Source organism: Archaeoglobus sp., from assembly GCF_017656475.1.
Taxonomy (GTDB): domain Archaea; phylum Halobacteriota; class Archaeoglobi; order Archaeoglobales; family Archaeoglobaceae; genus Archaeoglobus.
On sequence record NZ_JACDNT010000008.1, the window covers coordinates 1 to 14,270 of the forward strand.

Annotated in this window: 13 protein-coding genes and 2 tRNA genes; 12 read left to right on the forward strand and 3 right to left on the reverse strand. The window is 47.5% G+C overall.

Features of this window, described 5'->3' with window-relative positions; all coding sequences use genetic code 11:
* Window positions 1-269: 269 nt before the first annotated feature.
* The 3 genes from H0Z19_RS03580 to H0Z19_RS03590 form a co-directional block, all read right to left on the reverse strand.
* Window positions 270-342: transfer RNA gene (locus tag H0Z19_RS03580), tRNA-Thr, on the reverse strand.
* A gap of 35 nt (window positions 343-377) precedes the next feature.
* Window positions 378-1,133 carry an ABC transporter permease gene (locus tag H0Z19_RS03585; protein WP_290723917.1) on the reverse strand — a complete coding sequence of 252 codons (756 nt, stop codon included), beginning with the start codon at window positions 1,131-1,133 and terminating at the stop codon, window positions 378-380.
* A 1-nt stretch (window position 1,134) separates the two neighbouring features.
* Window positions 1,135-2,103 (reverse strand): ATP-binding cassette domain-containing protein, encoded by a 969-nt coding sequence (locus H0Z19_RS03590; protein WP_365892330.1) that lies wholly within the window; start codon window positions 2,101-2,103, stop codon window positions 1,135-1,137.
* 112 nt (window positions 2,104-2,215) lie between these two features.
* Here H0Z19_RS03590 and H0Z19_RS03595 point away from each other — a divergent pair.
* The 12 genes from H0Z19_RS03595 (at window position 2,216) to H0Z19_RS03650 (ending at window position 14,237) form a co-directional block, all read left to right on the forward strand.
* Window positions 2,216-2,289 (forward strand) — tRNA-Lys (locus tag H0Z19_RS03595).
* A 24-nt stretch (window positions 2,290-2,313) separates the two neighbouring features.
* Window positions 2,314-2,544: a DNA-directed RNA polymerase subunit H gene (locus H0Z19_RS03600; RefSeq protein WP_010879378.1), complete on the forward strand. Its 231-nt coding sequence runs from the start codon at window positions 2,314-2,316 to the stop codon at window positions 2,542-2,544.
* A 29-nt stretch (window positions 2,545-2,573) separates the two neighbouring features.
* The gene (locus H0Z19_RS03605) at window positions 2,574-4,112 is read left to right on the forward strand and encodes a DNA-directed RNA polymerase subunit B'' (protein WP_290723920.1); all 1,539 of its coding nucleotides are present in this window, start codon (window positions 2,574-2,576) and stop codon (window positions 4,110-4,112) included.
* Window positions 4,113-5,927 carry a DNA-directed RNA polymerase subunit B gene (gene rpoB / locus H0Z19_RS03610; RefSeq protein WP_290723922.1) on the forward strand — a complete coding sequence of 605 codons (1,815 nt, stop codon included), beginning with the start codon at window positions 4,113-4,115 and terminating at the stop codon, window positions 5,925-5,927.
* Window positions 5,928-5,939: 12 nt separating this feature from the next.
* Complete coding sequence (locus tag H0Z19_RS03615; protein ID WP_290724060.1) at window positions 5,940-8,543, forward strand: DNA-directed RNA polymerase subunit A'; 2,604 nt, start codon at window positions 5,940-5,942, stop codon at window positions 8,541-8,543.
* A complete protein-coding gene (rpoA2, locus tag H0Z19_RS03620; protein WP_290723924.1) occupies window positions 8,540-9,682 on the forward strand; it encodes a DNA-directed RNA polymerase subunit A'' in 1,143 nt (380 codons plus the stop codon). Before H0Z19_RS03615 ends, rpoA2 begins: the two co-directional genes overlap by 4 nt.
* Window positions 9,679-9,939 (forward strand): 50S ribosomal protein L30e, encoded by a 261-nt coding sequence (locus tag H0Z19_RS03625; RefSeq protein ID WP_290723926.1) that lies wholly within the window; start codon window positions 9,679-9,681, stop codon window positions 9,937-9,939. The genes rpoA2 and H0Z19_RS03625 overlap by 4 nt, the downstream gene beginning before the upstream one ends.
* An 18-nt stretch (window positions 9,940-9,957) precedes the next feature.
* Window positions 9,958-10,377, forward strand: a complete 420-nt coding sequence (locus tag H0Z19_RS03630) for a NusA-like transcription termination signal-binding factor (protein WP_290723928.1) — start codon at window positions 9,958-9,960, stop codon at window positions 10,375-10,377.
* Between the two features lie 6 nt (window positions 10,378-10,383).
* Window positions 10,384-10,812, forward strand: coding sequence for a 30S ribosomal protein S12 (locus tag H0Z19_RS03635; RefSeq protein WP_290723930.1), 429 nt, complete (start codon window positions 10,384-10,386; stop codon window positions 10,810-10,812).
* A 4-nt stretch (window positions 10,813-10,816) separates the two neighbouring features.
* On the forward strand, window positions 10,817-11,401 hold the full coding sequence (gene rpsG, locus H0Z19_RS03640; RefSeq protein WP_290723932.1) for a 30S ribosomal protein S7: 585 nt from the start codon (window positions 10,817-10,819) through the stop codon (window positions 11,399-11,401).
* Window positions 11,402-11,406: 5 nt separating this feature from the next.
* Window positions 11,407-13,593: an elongation factor EF-2 gene (locus H0Z19_RS03645; protein WP_290723934.1), complete on the forward strand. Its 2,187-nt coding sequence runs from the start codon at window positions 11,407-11,409 to the stop codon at window positions 13,591-13,593.
* Window positions 13,594-13,607: 14 nt separating this feature from the next.
* Window positions 13,608-14,237 carry a YkgJ family cysteine cluster protein gene (locus H0Z19_RS03650; RefSeq protein WP_290723936.1) on the forward strand — a complete coding sequence of 210 codons (630 nt, stop codon included), beginning with the start codon at window positions 13,608-13,610 and terminating at the stop codon, window positions 14,235-14,237.
* The last annotated feature ends 33 nt before the right edge of the window (window positions 14,238-14,270 follow it).

Consider the following 14,270-nt stretch of genomic DNA (forward strand, 5'->3'; position numbering starts at 1 on the left):
ATGCAGGATGCTTAGATGACTTCGTTTACTGGTACAACAACGTCAGATTCCACGAGAGCTTAGATACGAAATGGTATCTCCAAACACCAGAAGATGCTTTCTGGAGCAGGTTGCCGGTAGAGGCAAGGTTAGGTGTTGCATTCAAGCTTTTTGATGAGGTGTTGGGGAATGAGAGGTAGGGTTTATAAGGTCAAAAATTTCGGGACTATACACATCAAGTAGTTCTACCAAACGCATAAAAAGAAAATGTCTGGGACAAAAACCAAACAAGCCGCCGGCGGGATTTGAACCCGCGACCTGGTGATTACGAATCACCCGCTCTGCCAGCTAAGCCACGGCGGCAACATAGGATGGTGAAGGTTCAGAGTTAATTAATTTTACTCCACGGTGCTCCTCTCGAAGGAAACCATCGCAATGTAGAGCATCACCGCTGTGAGTATCAGAAGGATAAGCAGGCTTTGATATAGTGGGAAAATTCCGCTGACTCCAGTAAGCAGAACTCTTGAAGCTTCAACGGCGTAAGTCAGCGGATTGGCAAGTGCAAGTGCTTTCATCCAAGAAGGCATGAATGCAATTGGATAAATCGCTCCGCTGAGGAATATCAGCGGAAGCATCACGAGAGCCATTATCATCTGAAAGCCCTCCATGCTTCTCATCCTCGCTGCTATACTTACTCCGAAGCTGGAGAAGGCAACGGCAAGAACAAATCCAACCCCAAGAGCCGAAATCACACCGAGGAGGTTGATTTTGGCAATAAAGAAGGTAAGGGAGAGTATAATGGCACCTTGAAGTGTTGCAACCGCTGAATCACCAAAAATTCTGCCAGCTATAGTTTCCTTTCTCGATGCAGGAGCAACAAGCACCTCCTTCAAAAATCCGAATTCCCTGTCCCATATGACGCTAATCCCACTCACGAAGCTCTGATTGAAAACTGTCATGGCAAATATGCCGGGGGAGAGGTAGGTGAGGTAGTCAACACCGCCGAAAATGCTAGTGTCTCTGAAAGCGTTGCTCCATCCAATGCCGAAGAAAGCTAACCAGACAAGAGGGTTTATAATCATTCCTGCAACTCTTGATCTGGCCCTCAGGAATCTTTTTACCTGCCTGTAAACCATGATTTCAAACGCCCTCATGCTACCGCCTCATCCTTGCCTTGGTAATCCCCTTCATCAGGTTTCCCCCCTCATCTCTAATCTCTCTCCCGGTGAGATGGAGAAAAACATCGTTGAGTGTGGGTCTGTGATAGGTAATTTCCAGAATTTTAATTCCCTCCTTCTCCGCAGCCTCAAAAATTCTGGGGATTGCCTCACTTGCGTTTGAAACGTCGATTCTAATTCTACCGTCCGGCAAAACAACACAACTACCAAAATCCGTTTCAAAGCACTCGGCCCCATCTTCAACTTTTAGATAAATCACATCACCCCCCACCAGCTTTTTGAGCTCTTCAACAGTTCCATCGGCAATAATCCTGCCATGGTCTATTATCGCAACCCTATCAGCAAGCTTTTCTGCCTCCTCCATGTAGTGAGTCGTGAGAAATATCGTCATTTCCTGCTCCTCCCTCATCGCTTCGATGTAACTCCACACGTGAGCTCTTGTTTGAGGATCCAGGCCAAGTGTAGGCTCATCCAGAAAGAGCACTTCGGGGTGGTGCAGCAGCGATCTCGCTATTTCTAACCTCCTCTGCATTCCCCCGCTGAAGTATTTTACCAGCTTGTTCCGAAATTCCCACAGTTCTACAAACTTCAAAAGCTCCTCGATTTTCTCCTTCAGCTCTCTGCCTCTCAACCCATAAACCCCACCGTGAACGAGCATGTTTTCATATGCTGTAAGGTCTCTATCTACACTCGGATCCTGAAAAACTATGCCGATTCTTTTTCTCACTTCCTTGGCATCTTTCACAACATCGTAGCCAGCAACTATAGCCTTTCCTGAGGTGGGCTTGAGCAGTGTTGTGAGTATGTGGACTGTTGTCGTTTTTCCCGCCCCGTTTGGGCCGAGAAAGGCAAAAATCTCACCTTTCCTCACTTTAAAGCTAACACCTTTAACTGCTTCGAAATCTCCAAATTTCTTCACGAGATTTTCAACTTCAATTGCGTACATCCTCTTCCCCATCCAGCTCAATTACGCCGACAAATATATCTGTCTCTTTCGCATTTGTTTGTATCTGCGGAGCACGAAAAAGATTTAAATCCTCACCATTGCAGATAGTTGAGGGCTCGTAGCTCAGCCAGGCAGAGCGACGGGCTTTTAACCCGTCGGTCGCGGGTTCAAATCCCGTCGAGCCCGTATTTAAAAATTGGGAGGATCAAAATGAAGTTCAAGCTGCAGGACCATATGCTCGTTCCGAAACATGAAGTTTTGAGTAAAGAGGAAGCAGAAGAGCTTTTGAAGATACTGGGAATCGGAAAAGAGCAGCTTCCAAAAATTAAGGCAGATGACCCTATAGCCAAAGAAATTGGAGCCAAACCTGGAGATATTGTAAAAATAACAAGGAAAAGTTTAACTGCAGGAGAGAGTGTTTTTTACAGATTGGTCGTATGATGAAATGCAAAAGGAGAAGGTGAGATAACATGCTCGACACTCGTGTTTTGGCTAGGGCGTACTTTACCCATGATAGGTTGGTGAAACACCAAATTGACTCCTTTAACAGGTTCGTAGATGAGGGTCTGCAGAGGGTAATTGACGAGCAGGGAATTATTGAGCTGGACATTCCCGATACTTACGTTGAACTGGGAAGAATTAGGGTGGCTACACCTATAATTAAGGAGGCAGAAGGAACGACGATGCCTCTTCTTCCCGCAGATGCAAGGCTGAGAAACCTCAACTATGCAGCGCCGATCTACCTTGAATGCACGGTTTATGATGAGGGGAAACCCCTTGAAACGGAGTACGTCCAGATTGGAATGCTTCCTGTAATGGTAAAGTCCAAGATCTGCAACCTCAATCCCGAATTCATCGATTCTGTTCTTGAGAAGGCAAGAAAGGTGGATAACCTCCAGAATCTTAGCTATGAGGAAAAGCTCTGTATTGCCGGTGAAGACCCTTACGATCCGGGTGGATATTTCATAATTAACGGAACCGAAAGAGCCCTCGTCACGCTTGAAGATTTATCACCAAACAAGATTCTGCTTGAGAGGGAGGAGAAGTATGGGGAAATGGTTGAGCTTGCAAAGTGCTTCTCCCAGAGAGCAGGCTACAGGGCTCTTATCGTGGTTGAGAGAGGGAGGAACAACATCCTTGAAGTCACCTTCCCACAGCTTCCCAAGCCAATCAAGTTCGTCACTCTGATGAGGGCGCTTGGCGTTGAAACCGATCAGGAAATAGTTGAGATGGTGAGCACGAATCCTGAAATAATGAAGTACATGCTCCAGAACATCGAAGATGCGGAAGTGGGAAGCCAGGAAGAAGCTATAGAGTACATCGGAAAGAGAGTTGCTCCTGGCCAGAGCAGGGAGTACAGATATCAAAGGGCCGAGCAGGTTCTTGACCAGTACTTCCTGCCCCATCTCGGTACGGATAAGGAGTCGAGGAGGGCAAAGGCCTTCTTCCTTGCAAGAATGGCGGAAGCCGTTTTCGAGCTTTATCTGGGTTACAAGAGGGAGGACGATAAGGACCACTACGCCAACAAGAGGTTGAAGCTCGCAGGAGACCTCATGGAGGAGATATTCAGGGTCGCATTTCTGAGGTTGATTAAGGATGTTAAGTATCAGCTTGAAAGGGCAAAAATCAGGGGAAGACCGCTTAAGATGTCAACAGCAGTAAGGAGTGATGTTTTAACTGACAGACTCATGCATCCGATGGCGACTGGGAACTGGGTTGGTGGAAGGACTGGTGTATCGCAGCTAATCGATAGGCACAACTACATCTCTGTCATCTCTCACCTGAGAAGAGTTGTGTCTCCACTTTCAAGGTCTCAGCCCCACTTCGAAGCGAGAGACTTACATCCAACGCAGTGGGGCAGGATATGTCCGAGCGAAACTCCTGAAGGTCCGAACTGTGGCCTTGTTAAGAACTTTGCTGAATACGCCGAGGTTAGTGTTGGGGCGGACGAGAATGAGATAAAGAAGGTAGTTTTCAGGCTTGGTGTTGAGCCGATAAGAGGTGAGTGAATGAGGAAGTGTAGGGTTTACATTAACGGTGCCCTTGTTGGATTTCATGATAATGGGGAGGAACTTGCAAACAGAATCCGTGAAATGAGGAGAAAAGGCAGAATATCCAATCAGGTTAACGTCGTTTACTATCCTGACTCGAACGAGGTGAGAATAAATACCGATGCTGGAAGGGCAAGGAGACCTCTGATTGTTGTGAAAGACGGCAAACCTCTCGTAACACCTGAACACATTGAAAAAATCAAGAACGGGGAGATGACGATAGAAGACCTCGTCAAGCAGGGGTTGATTGAGTTCCTCGATGCTGAGGAGGAGGAAAATGCATACGTTGCTGTTTACGAGCATGAGCTCACTCCCGAGCACACTCACCTTGAGCTTGACCCCTCACTCATCGTTGGAATCTGCACCGGCAGCATTCCCTATGCCGAGCACAACGCCTCTCCGAGAAACACTATGGGAGCGGCGATGATAAAGCAGAGCCTCGGCATTCCTTACTCCAACCTCGCATGGAGAACGGATACGAGAGGACATCTGATGCAGCACCCTCAGGTCCCGATTGTTACAACAGATACGCAGATTGAGATCAAATTCGATGAGAGGCCAGCAGGCCAGAATTTTGTTGTTGCAGTGCTTAGCTATGAAGGTTACAACATTGAGGATGCCCTCATAATGAACAGAGGAAGTGTGGAGAGGGGTCTTGGAAGGAGCTTCTTCTACAGAACCTATGAATCGGAGGAGATGAGATATCCTGGTGGCCAGGAGGATAAGTTTGAGATACCTGGAGCAGATATTTCCGGTTTCAGGGGTGCTGAGGCTTACGCTCAACTTGATGAAGACGGCCTAATATTCCCCGAAACGGAAGTGGGACCTGATGACGTGCTGATAGGAAGAACCTCACCACCCAGATTTCTTGAGGAGCCTACTGAACTCGGAATATCTCCGCAAAAGAGAAGGGAAACTTCCGTGACGATGAGAAGTAACGAGAAGGGTGTTGTGGATGCTGTTTTCCTCATGCAATCTGAAGGTGGTTCGAAGCTTGCAAAGGTTAGGGTTAGAGATTTGAGAATTCCCGAGCTTGGTGATAAGTTCGCCTCAAGGCACGGGCAGAAGGGAGTCGTAGGGCTGCTCGTTCCCGAAGAGGACATGCCCTTCACGGAGTCAGGAATCGTTCCTGATTTGATAATAAACCCCCACGCAATCCCCTCAAGAATGACTGTTGGACACGTGCTTGAGATGATCGGAGGAAAGGTTGGTTGTCTTGAGGGGAGGAGAGTCGATGGTTCCCTTTTCCACGGTGAGAGGGAGGAAGATTTGAGAGAGACCCTCAAAAAGTACGGATTCAGCCACACCGGTAAGGAAGTCATGTACGATGGTATTACAGGCAGAAGGTACCTTGTGGACATCTTTGTGGGAGTAATCTACTACCAGAAACTCTACCATATGGTTTCAAGCAAGATTCACGCAAGGAGCCGTGGTCCGGTTCAGGTTCTCACCAGGCAGCCAACAGAAGGAAGGGCAAGAAAAGGAGGTCTCAGGTTTGGAGAGATGGAGAGGGATGTCCTCATCGGTCACGGTGCTGCTTTGCTGCTTAAGGACAGATTGCTTGAGGAGTCAGACAAGGTGGAGGTTTGGGTTTGCGGAAACTGCGGTCATTTGGCCACCTACGACTACAGAAGAAAAACTGCCTACTGCCACATCTGCGATGATGAAAGTAACATACACAAAGTGGAGATGAGCTACGCTTTCAAGCTTCTTCTGGATGAGTTAAAATCTATGATGATTGCTCCAAGGATAGTTTTGGGGGATAGAGCATGAGGTGAGGTGAAAATGGTCCCAAAAAGAATTTCCGCTATCAAATTTGAGGTTCTTTCTCCTCAGGAGATCAGGAGAATGAGCGTCGTGAAGATCATTACTCCTGAGACGTATGACGATGACGGTTTTCCGATAGATGGAGGACTGATGGACACCAGACTCGGTGTAATAGACCCAGGTTTGAGATGCAAGACCTGCGGAGGCAAGGCTGGAGAGTGTCCGGGGCACTTCGGCCACGTTGAGCTTGCCGCACCCGTCATACATGTCGGCTATGCAAAGATGATCGCAAGACTGCTGAATGGAACGTGCAGCGAGTGTGGCAGGATTCTGCTTAAAGATGAGAGGAGAGATAAGTTCATAGCCGAAATTGAAAGGAGGAGGGAGCTCAATCAGAGCTACGAAGATGTTGTTAAAGAAGTTTTCAGGCTAACAAAAGCTGCGAAGAAATGCCCACACTGCGGAGCGGAGCAGATTGAAGTCAAATTCGACAAACCAACGTTTTTCTACCTCGGAGAACACAGGCTGACGCCCAAGGATGTTAGGGAATGGCTGGAAAAAATCCCTGATGATGACCTGCCAGCCTTTGGCCTCAACCCGAAGGCAACTCGCCCTGAGTGGTTCGTTCTTACAGTTCTCCCCGTTCCTCCAGTTACAGTAAGGCCGTCAATCATTCTCGAAACCGGCCAGAGGAGTGAGGATGACCTGACACACAAGCTTGTTGACATAATCAGAATTAACCAGAGGTTTATGGAGAATAAAGAGGCTGGCGCACCGCAGCAGATACTTGAGGACCTCTGGGAGCTTTTGCAGTACCACGTCACCACGTACATTGACAACGAGGTTAGCGGCATCCCTCCAGCAAGGCACCGCAGCGGAAGGCCACTAAAAACATTGGCTCAGCGTTTGAAGGGGAAGGAGGGCAGATTCAGAGGTTCGCTTTCAGGAAAGCGTGTTAACTTCTCAGCGAGAACTGTAATCAGCCCAGACCCATGCCTCAGCATCAATGAGGTTGGCGTGCCGATGGAGATTGCCCAAGAACTTACCGTTCCGATTTATGTAACACATCAGAACATCGACATAGCGAGGGAGTTCGTACTCAGAAGCGAGCATCCGAAAGCAAACTACATAGTCAGGCCAGATGGGAGGAGAATCAGGGTTATTGAGTCCAACAAAGAGGAGTTAGCTGAAAAGCTTGAGCCGGGGTGGATTGTTGAGAGGCAGTTGATGGATGGAGACATCGTGCTGTTCAACAGGCAGCCTTCACTGCACAGAATGAGCATCATGGCTCACTACGTGAGAGTGCTGCCTTACAAGACTTTCAGGCTCAATCCTGCAGTCTGCCCACCATACAACGCTGACTTCGATGGAGATGAGATGAACCTGCACGTCCCTCAGAGCCTTGAAGCGCAGGCGGAGGCAAAGATTCTGATGGCGGTGCAGGAGCACATCCTTTCTCCAAGATTTGGAGGGCCGATTATTGGAGGAATTCACGACCACATCAGCGGTCTATATCTGCTCACGAGAGGTGAGAAGAAGTTTACCAGAGAGGAGGCAATGGAGCTTCTGAGAAGTTTGGATGTCTCCGAAATCCCTGTGAAAGATGAGTACACCGGAAAGGAAATTTTCAGCTTCATTCTTCCAGATATAACGCTTGAATTTAAGGCGGAAATCTGTCAGGGCTGTGAGGAGTGCAAAGGGGCTGAGTGTGAGTATGATGCCTATGTGATCATAGAAAACGGGAAGCTGCTGAAGGGCACGATTGATGAGAAGGCTGTTGGAGCGTTTAAAGGAATAGTAATTGATGAAATAGCAAGGAAATACGGAAAAGAGAGAACGAAGAAGTTCATTGACGACATGACACAGCTCGCAATCAGAATAATTAGCAAGCTCGGTTTTACTGTAGGAATAGATGATGAGGACATCCCGCCTGAAGCTGCGGAGCAGATCGAGGAAGTGCTTAAGGAAGCTGAAAATGAAGTTAACAGATTGATAGATGCCTACAGGAAAGGAGATTTAGAGCCAATGCCCGGAAGAAGTATTGAGGAGACGCTCGAAATGAGGATAATGCAGGTTCTCGGCAGAGCGAGAGATAGGGCAGGAAAGATAGCCCAGAGACACCTCGGTATGGAGAACGCCGCGGTTATCATGGCCGTGAGCGGGGCAAGAGGTTCGATGCTCAACCTGACCCAGATGGCCGCCTGCATCGGCCAGCAGTCGGTCAGAGGAGAGAGGATAAGCAGAGGTTACACTTACACCAACAGAACTCTGAGCCACTTCAAGCAAGGAGATCTTGGAGCAGAGGCGAGAGGATTTGTCAGAAGCAGCTACAAGAGGGGATTATCTCCTGTTGAGTTCTTCTTCCATGCGGCAGGTGGAAGAGAAGGTTTGGTTGACACTGCCGTCAGAACCTCTCAGTCTGGATACCTCCAGAGGAGAATGATTAACGCTCTGCAGGATTTGAAGGTTGAATACGACGGAACAGTGAGAGAGCAGACTTCAGGGGCTTTGGTGCAGTTCAGATACGGTGAGGATGGGGTTGATCCGATGAGAAGCTTCAGGGGAAGACCTGTTGACATCAGAAGAATCATAAGGGAAGTTGTCGGGGAGGTGAAGAAATGAGCAAGGTAAATTACGACTCATTGTTGAAAGATTATCCATTTCCTCCCGCGGTTAAAGAGGAGATAAAAGCCGAACTTGAGAGGCATGGTTTGAAAAAAACTGAAGCAAAGAAAGTTATTGAAAAATGTTTTCAGGCCTATCTCGCAAACCTTATGGAGCCCGGTGAGGCTGCGGGGATTGTTGCAGCCCAATCAATAGGAGAGCCTGGCACTCAGATGACGATGAGAACCTTCCACTATGCTGGTGTTGCTGAAATAAACGTCACCCTCGGCCTTCCGAGACTTATAGAAATCCTTGACGTGAGGAAGAATCCATCAACACCAATGATGACCATCAGACTCCTTCCAGAATATGCAAAAGATAGGGAAAAGGCCAGGGAAGTTGCAAACAGGATTGAAGCCACTTATGTCAAGGATGTAGCCGATATTGAAGTAGACATAAGGAGATTTACAATAATAGTCAAGCCAGACGAGAGAGCGTTGGAGAGAAAAGGGCTCACAGTTGAGGACCTGAAGAAAAAGATAGAAAAAGCCCTTAAGGTGGAGGTAGAGGAAACTGAACAGGGACTCTCAGTTCAGATTACCGAGCCATCATACAAGGCTTTAATGGCCGCCTTTGACAAGCTGAAGGACACTGTCATAATGGGACTCAAGGAGATCAGGAGAGTAATCATAAGGAAAGAGGATGATGAATATGTATTATATACTGAGGGCTCCAATTTGAAGAAAATAATGAGGGTAAAGGGTGTGGACTTTGCCCGAACAACCACAAACAACATATACGAGATATATGAGGTGCTTGGGATAGAGGCGGCAAGAAACGCCATAATAAAGGAGGCCCTCGACACCCTTGAGGAGCAGGGCCTTGAGGTTGACGTTAGGCACATAATGCTGGTGGCTGACGTTATGACCGCAGACGGAGAGTTGAGGCAGATCGGAAGGCATGGTGTTGCCGGAGAAAAGCAGAGCATTTTAGCGAGGGCTGCCTTCGAAATGACGGTCAACAATCTGCTTGATGCTGCCGTTAGAGGCGAAGAGGACCATTTGAGGGGCATAACCGAAAATATAATTGTGGGGCAGCCTATAAAGCTTGGAACAGGAGATGTGGAACTTGTATTAAAAATGGGGGGTAAGAAATGACAGAAGTTGAGGCGATAATAAAGACCGTGTTGAAAACCGGAGGATACAGGCTCGGTAGTAAGAGCACTCTTAAATCACTGCAGAAGGGAGAGGCAAAGGCAGTCATTGTGGCATCTAACTGCCCAGAAGACGTGCTTGAGAAGATAAAGAGCTACGACGTCAAGATACTGGTCTACGACGGAACGAACATGGAACTCGGAGCACTTTGCGGAAAACCATTCAGCGTTGCTGCTATGGCTGTGACGGAAGAGATCTAATCTTTTCGGGGGTTCAGCATGGGCGTTAAACTGTCAGCGGACGGCATCAGATACTTAACTCTTTTTGAAAATCTTACAGGGGCGAGTGTCAAGGACTGCTTGGTCTACGAGGACAAGGTGGTTTTTGTTGTGAGAAGGGGCCACATGGGCGTTGCAATAGGCAAAGGTGGCATTAACGTAGAAAGGGCGAAGGAACTCATAGGGAAGCGAATCGAAATCATCGAACACTCAGAAGACCCGGCAGAGTTTATTGCCAATATTTTTAAACCCATTAAGGTCAATGTCAAATTAATGGAGAAAGACGGTGCGAAAATAGCAGTAGTTAGTGTAAGTCCAGATTTAAAAGGAATAGTGATTGGAAAAGGTGGCAAAAACATTAATAAAGCCAAAGAACTGGCTAAGAGGCATCACGATATTGAAGATGTAATAGTAAGGTGATGAAATATGGGTAGAGGATTATTCGCAGCAAGAAAGCTCATGGAAAACAGGAAGAAGTTCAGGTGGAGTGACAGGAGATTCGTCAGGAGAGCACTTGGTCTTGCCGCCAAGGCGGACCCGCTTGAAGGAGCGCCGATGGCGAGAGGAATAGTGCTGGAGAAGATTGGAATTGAGGCGAGGCAGCCCAACTCAGCCATCAGAAAGGCTGTCAGGGTTCAGCTAATCAAGAACGGTAGGCAGATCACGGCCTTCTGTCCCGGAGACGGAGCAATAAACTTCATTGATGAGCACGATGAAGTGATCGTAGAGAAAATCGGAGGAAGAATGGGAAGGAGCATGGGAGACATTCCCGGAGTGAGGTATAAGGTGGTCAAGGTCAACAACACCAGCCTCAAGGAGCTTGTAAGGGGCAGAAAGGAGAAGAGGCTGAGGTGAAGGTATGAAATACGGCTTTACAAAGGAAGAACTGCTGGTTTTTGGCAAATACGATCCGGGCGAGGTGCAAATAGGCGACCCTGCACTGGAGAGCTACATCTGCCTTGAGCCAAAGTATGTACCGCACAACCATGGGAGGCATGCGAACGTTCCATTTGCTAAGCAGAAAGTTTTCATCGTAGAAAGACTGATTAACAAGGTAATGAGGAAGGGACACAACACAGGAAAGAAAATTCTCGCATACAATATCGTTAAAGAGGCCTTTGAAATTATTGAGAAAAAGACAAAGAAGAACCCTATTCAGCTTCTTGTTGATGCGATTATCAATGCGGGGCCAAGAGAAGAGGTTGTAAGGCTCAAATACGGCGGTATAGCCGTTCCCAAAGCTGTAGACACCTCAAGCTCGAGGAGAGTTGATATAGCCCTCAGAAATATCGCTGAGGGGGCAAGAAGGGCAGCGTTTAAATCAAAGAGAAGCATAGCCCAGTGTTTAGCTGATGAAATTATCGCTGCCGCAAACAACGAGAGCAGAAGCTATGCTGTTGCGAAGAAGGAAGAAGTTGAGAGAGTGGCTAAGTCAGCGAGGTGATTTTAGTGGCCAGAGCAAAGAAAGTAGACAAGATTAAAGAGTTAATGTGGAAACCGGAGTTCATAAGGAACATAGGAATTGTGGCTCACATCGACCACGGTAAAACAACTCTGAGTGATAACCTTCTCGCCGGAGCGGGAATGATTAGCGAGGAGCTTGCAGGACAGCAGCTTTATCTTGATTTCGACGAGCAGGAGCAGGAGAGAGGAATTACAATCAACGCGGCAAACGTTTCAATGGTTCACGAGTATGAAGGAAAGGACTACCTGATCAACCTCATAGACACTCCAGGACACGTGGACTTTGGAGGAGACGTTACAAGAGCAATGAGAGCTGTTGACGGTGTCATTGTAGTCGTTGATGCCGTTGAAGGAGTGATGCCACAGACCGAGACTGTTTTGAGGCAGGCATTGAAGGAGAACGTTAAACCAGTCCTATTCGTAAACAAGGTTGACAGGCTCATAAAGGAGCTTGAACTCACACCGCAGCAGATGCAGGAGAGGCTGATAAAGGTCATCACTGAAGTCAACAAACTCATCAAGGCAATGAGGCCTGACAAGTATTCGGAGTGGAAGATAGATGTTGCAAACGGAAGTGCAGCATTTGGTTCTGCACTTTACAACTGGGCTGTAAGCGTACCTTCCCAGAAGAAAACAGGAATCGGTTTCAAGGAGGTTTACGAGCACATCAAAGAGGGCAAGGTTAAGGAGCTGGCAAAGAAGAGCCCGCTCTATCAGGTCGTCCTCGACATGGTTATAAGGCATCTGCCATCACCAATACAGGCTCAGAAGGAGAGAATAGCCGTTATCTGGAAGGGAGATATCAACAGCGAAGTAGGTAAGGCGATGGTAAACTGCGACCCGAAGGGGCCAGTGGCGTTAATGATTACCAAGATCGTTGTAGAGCCTCAGGCGGGGGAGATTGCTGTTGGTAGACTTTACAGCGGAACGATAAAGCCGGGTATGGAGCTTTACATAGTCGACAGAAAGGCAAAGAATAGAATCCAGACCGTTGGTCTCTATATGGGACCGAGAAGAGTTGAGGTTGATGAGATTCCCGCAGGCAACATTGTTGCAGTTGTAGGACTTAAAGATGCTGTTGCCGGTTCAACGTGCACTACAGTTGAGAACTTAACGCCCTTCGAGAGCATAAAGCACTACAGCGAGCCCGTTGTAACGATGGCAATTGAGGCCAAAAACCCAAGGGATTTGCCGAAACTTATTGAGGTGCTGAGGAAGCTCGCAAAGGAGGATCCAACGCTCCACATCACTCTGAACGAGGAGACTGGAGAGCATCTGATAAGCGGAATGGGTGAACTGCATCTCGAGGTCAAGGTTGAGAGAATCAGAAGAGATTACAAGCTTGATGTAATCACCTCTCCGCCAATTGTTGTGTTCAGAGAGACTGTCACTGATACTTCACCCGTTGTTGAGGGTAAATCACCTAACAAGCACAACAGGTTCTACATTGTCGTTGAACCACTGCCAGAGAAGGTAATCCAGCTATTCAAAGAGGGCATAGTTGACATGAAAATGGACAAGAAGGAGAGGAGAAAGCTTCTGCAGGAAGCCGGGCTTGCAAGTGAGGAGGCTGCAGGGGCGGAAGAGTACTATGAAGGAAACCTATTCTGTGATGTCACAAAGGGTATTCAGTATCTCAACGAGACTATGGAACTTATCCTCGAGGGATTCAGAGAGGCAATGAGAGCAGGACCTGTGGCGAGAGAGCCATGTATGGGAATAAAGGTGAAGTTGGTTGACTGTAAGCTCCACGAAGATGCCGTGCACAGAGGGCCGGCACAGGTTATTCCTGCAGTGAGATCAGCTATATTTGCCGCAATACTGCAGGCAAAGCCGGCACTCCTTGAACCGTACCAGAGGATATTCATTACAGTCCCACAGGATATGATGGGTGCAGTTACGAGAGAAATTCAGGGTAGAAGGGGCCAGATACTCGAAATGAAAACTGAAGGGGATATGGTAACCGTAATTGCAAAAGCCCCTGTTAAAGAGATGTTCGGATTCGCTGGAGCCATAAGAGGTGCGACTTCTGGAAAGGCAATCTGGAGCACTGAGCATGCAGGATTTGAGCTCGTCCCGCAGAATCTTTTCCAAGATTTCGTTATGGAAGTTAGGAAAAGGAAGGGTCTGAAGCTTGAAATGCCAAAGCCTGAAGATTTTGTCGGGCTCTAATTTTTTCTTTTACCATGCAAGAACTCGAACCTGTTGACAAGTTCAACTTTGCGTGTTATCCTGGAATAAAATGTTTTAATGAATGCTGTAAGAATCTGAACCTTGCTCTAACACCCTACGACGTTCTAAGGATGGCAAGGGGGCTGGAGATAACAACAACAGAATTTCTGGAAAGGTACACTTCAAGACACGTCGGCATGGCAACAGGACTGCCAGTGATAGTGCTGAAGATGGTGGATGAAAGATGCCCCTTCGTTACTGACAAGGGTTGCAGCATCTACCCTCATCGTCCCACTCCGTGCAGACTTTACCCGCTTGCAAGGGTCAGGGTTGGGGAAGAAGTGCAGTATTACCTGCTTAGAGAAGAATTCTGTCTCGGACATGAAGAAGACAAGGAGTGGAGTCCACAAAAGTGGATAGAAGACCAGAAAGCAATGGAATACAACAGTATGAACGACCTTTTTTTCGAGCTGATTTCAGCAAAAAACAGGTCGGGAAAGTTTTTGAATAGGGAAGAAATTGAAAAAATCTACAAGTATTGCTTCGACATTGACAGGTTCAAGGTTGAGGCAGGGATAGAGGATGACATTGAAGCATTGAAAGAGGGGATAAGGCAATCGATAAAAATTGTTTCCTCACTTTAAAAAAGGTTAAATACTCCCCTTATTTACCGCTCC

What these genes read in the sequence shown, in the direction of transcription:
- rpoA2 (WP_290723924.1), top strand. Translation starts at nt 8,540, where the DNA reads ATGAGCAAGGTAAATTACGACTCATTGTTGAAAGATTATCCATTTCCT.
- rpoB (WP_290723922.1), top strand. Translation starts at nt 4,113, where the DNA reads ATGAGGAAGTGTAGGGTTTACATTAACGGTGCCCTTGTTGGATTTCAT.
- H0Z19_RS03625 (WP_290723926.1), top strand. Translation starts at nt 9,679, where the DNA reads ATGACAGAAGTTGAGGCGATAATAAAGACCGTGTTGAAAACCGGAGGA.
- H0Z19_RS03615 (WP_290724060.1), top strand. Translation starts at nt 5,940, where the DNA reads ATGGTCCCAAAAAGAATTTCCGCTATCAAATTTGAGGTTCTTTCTCCT.
- H0Z19_RS03600 (WP_010879378.1), top strand. Translation starts at nt 2,314, where the DNA reads ATGAAGTTCAAGCTGCAGGACCATATGCTCGTTCCGAAACATGAAGTT.
- H0Z19_RS03590 (WP_365892330.1), bottom strand. Translation starts at nt 2,103, where the DNA reads ATGTACGCAATTGAAGTTGAAAATCTCGTGAAGAAATTTGGAGATTTC.
- H0Z19_RS03635 (WP_290723930.1), top strand. Translation starts at nt 10,384, where the DNA reads ATGGGTAGAGGATTATTCGCAGCAAGAAAGCTCATGGAAAACAGGAAG.
- H0Z19_RS03630 (WP_290723928.1), top strand. Translation starts at nt 9,958, where the DNA reads ATGGGCGTTAAACTGTCAGCGGACGGCATCAGATACTTAACTCTTTTT.
- H0Z19_RS03650 (WP_290723936.1), top strand. Translation starts at nt 13,608, where the DNA reads ATGCAAGAACTCGAACCTGTTGACAAGTTCAACTTTGCGTGTTATCCT.
- H0Z19_RS03605 (WP_290723920.1), top strand. Translation starts at nt 2,574, where the DNA reads ATGCTCGACACTCGTGTTTTGGCTAGGGCGTACTTTACCCATGATAGG.
- rpsG (WP_290723932.1), top strand. Translation starts at nt 10,817, where the DNA reads ATGAAATACGGCTTTACAAAGGAAGAACTGCTGGTTTTTGGCAAATAC.
- H0Z19_RS03585 (WP_290723917.1), bottom strand. Translation starts at nt 1,133, where the DNA reads ATGAGGGCGTTTGAAATCATGGTTTACAGGCAGGTAAAAAGATTCCTG.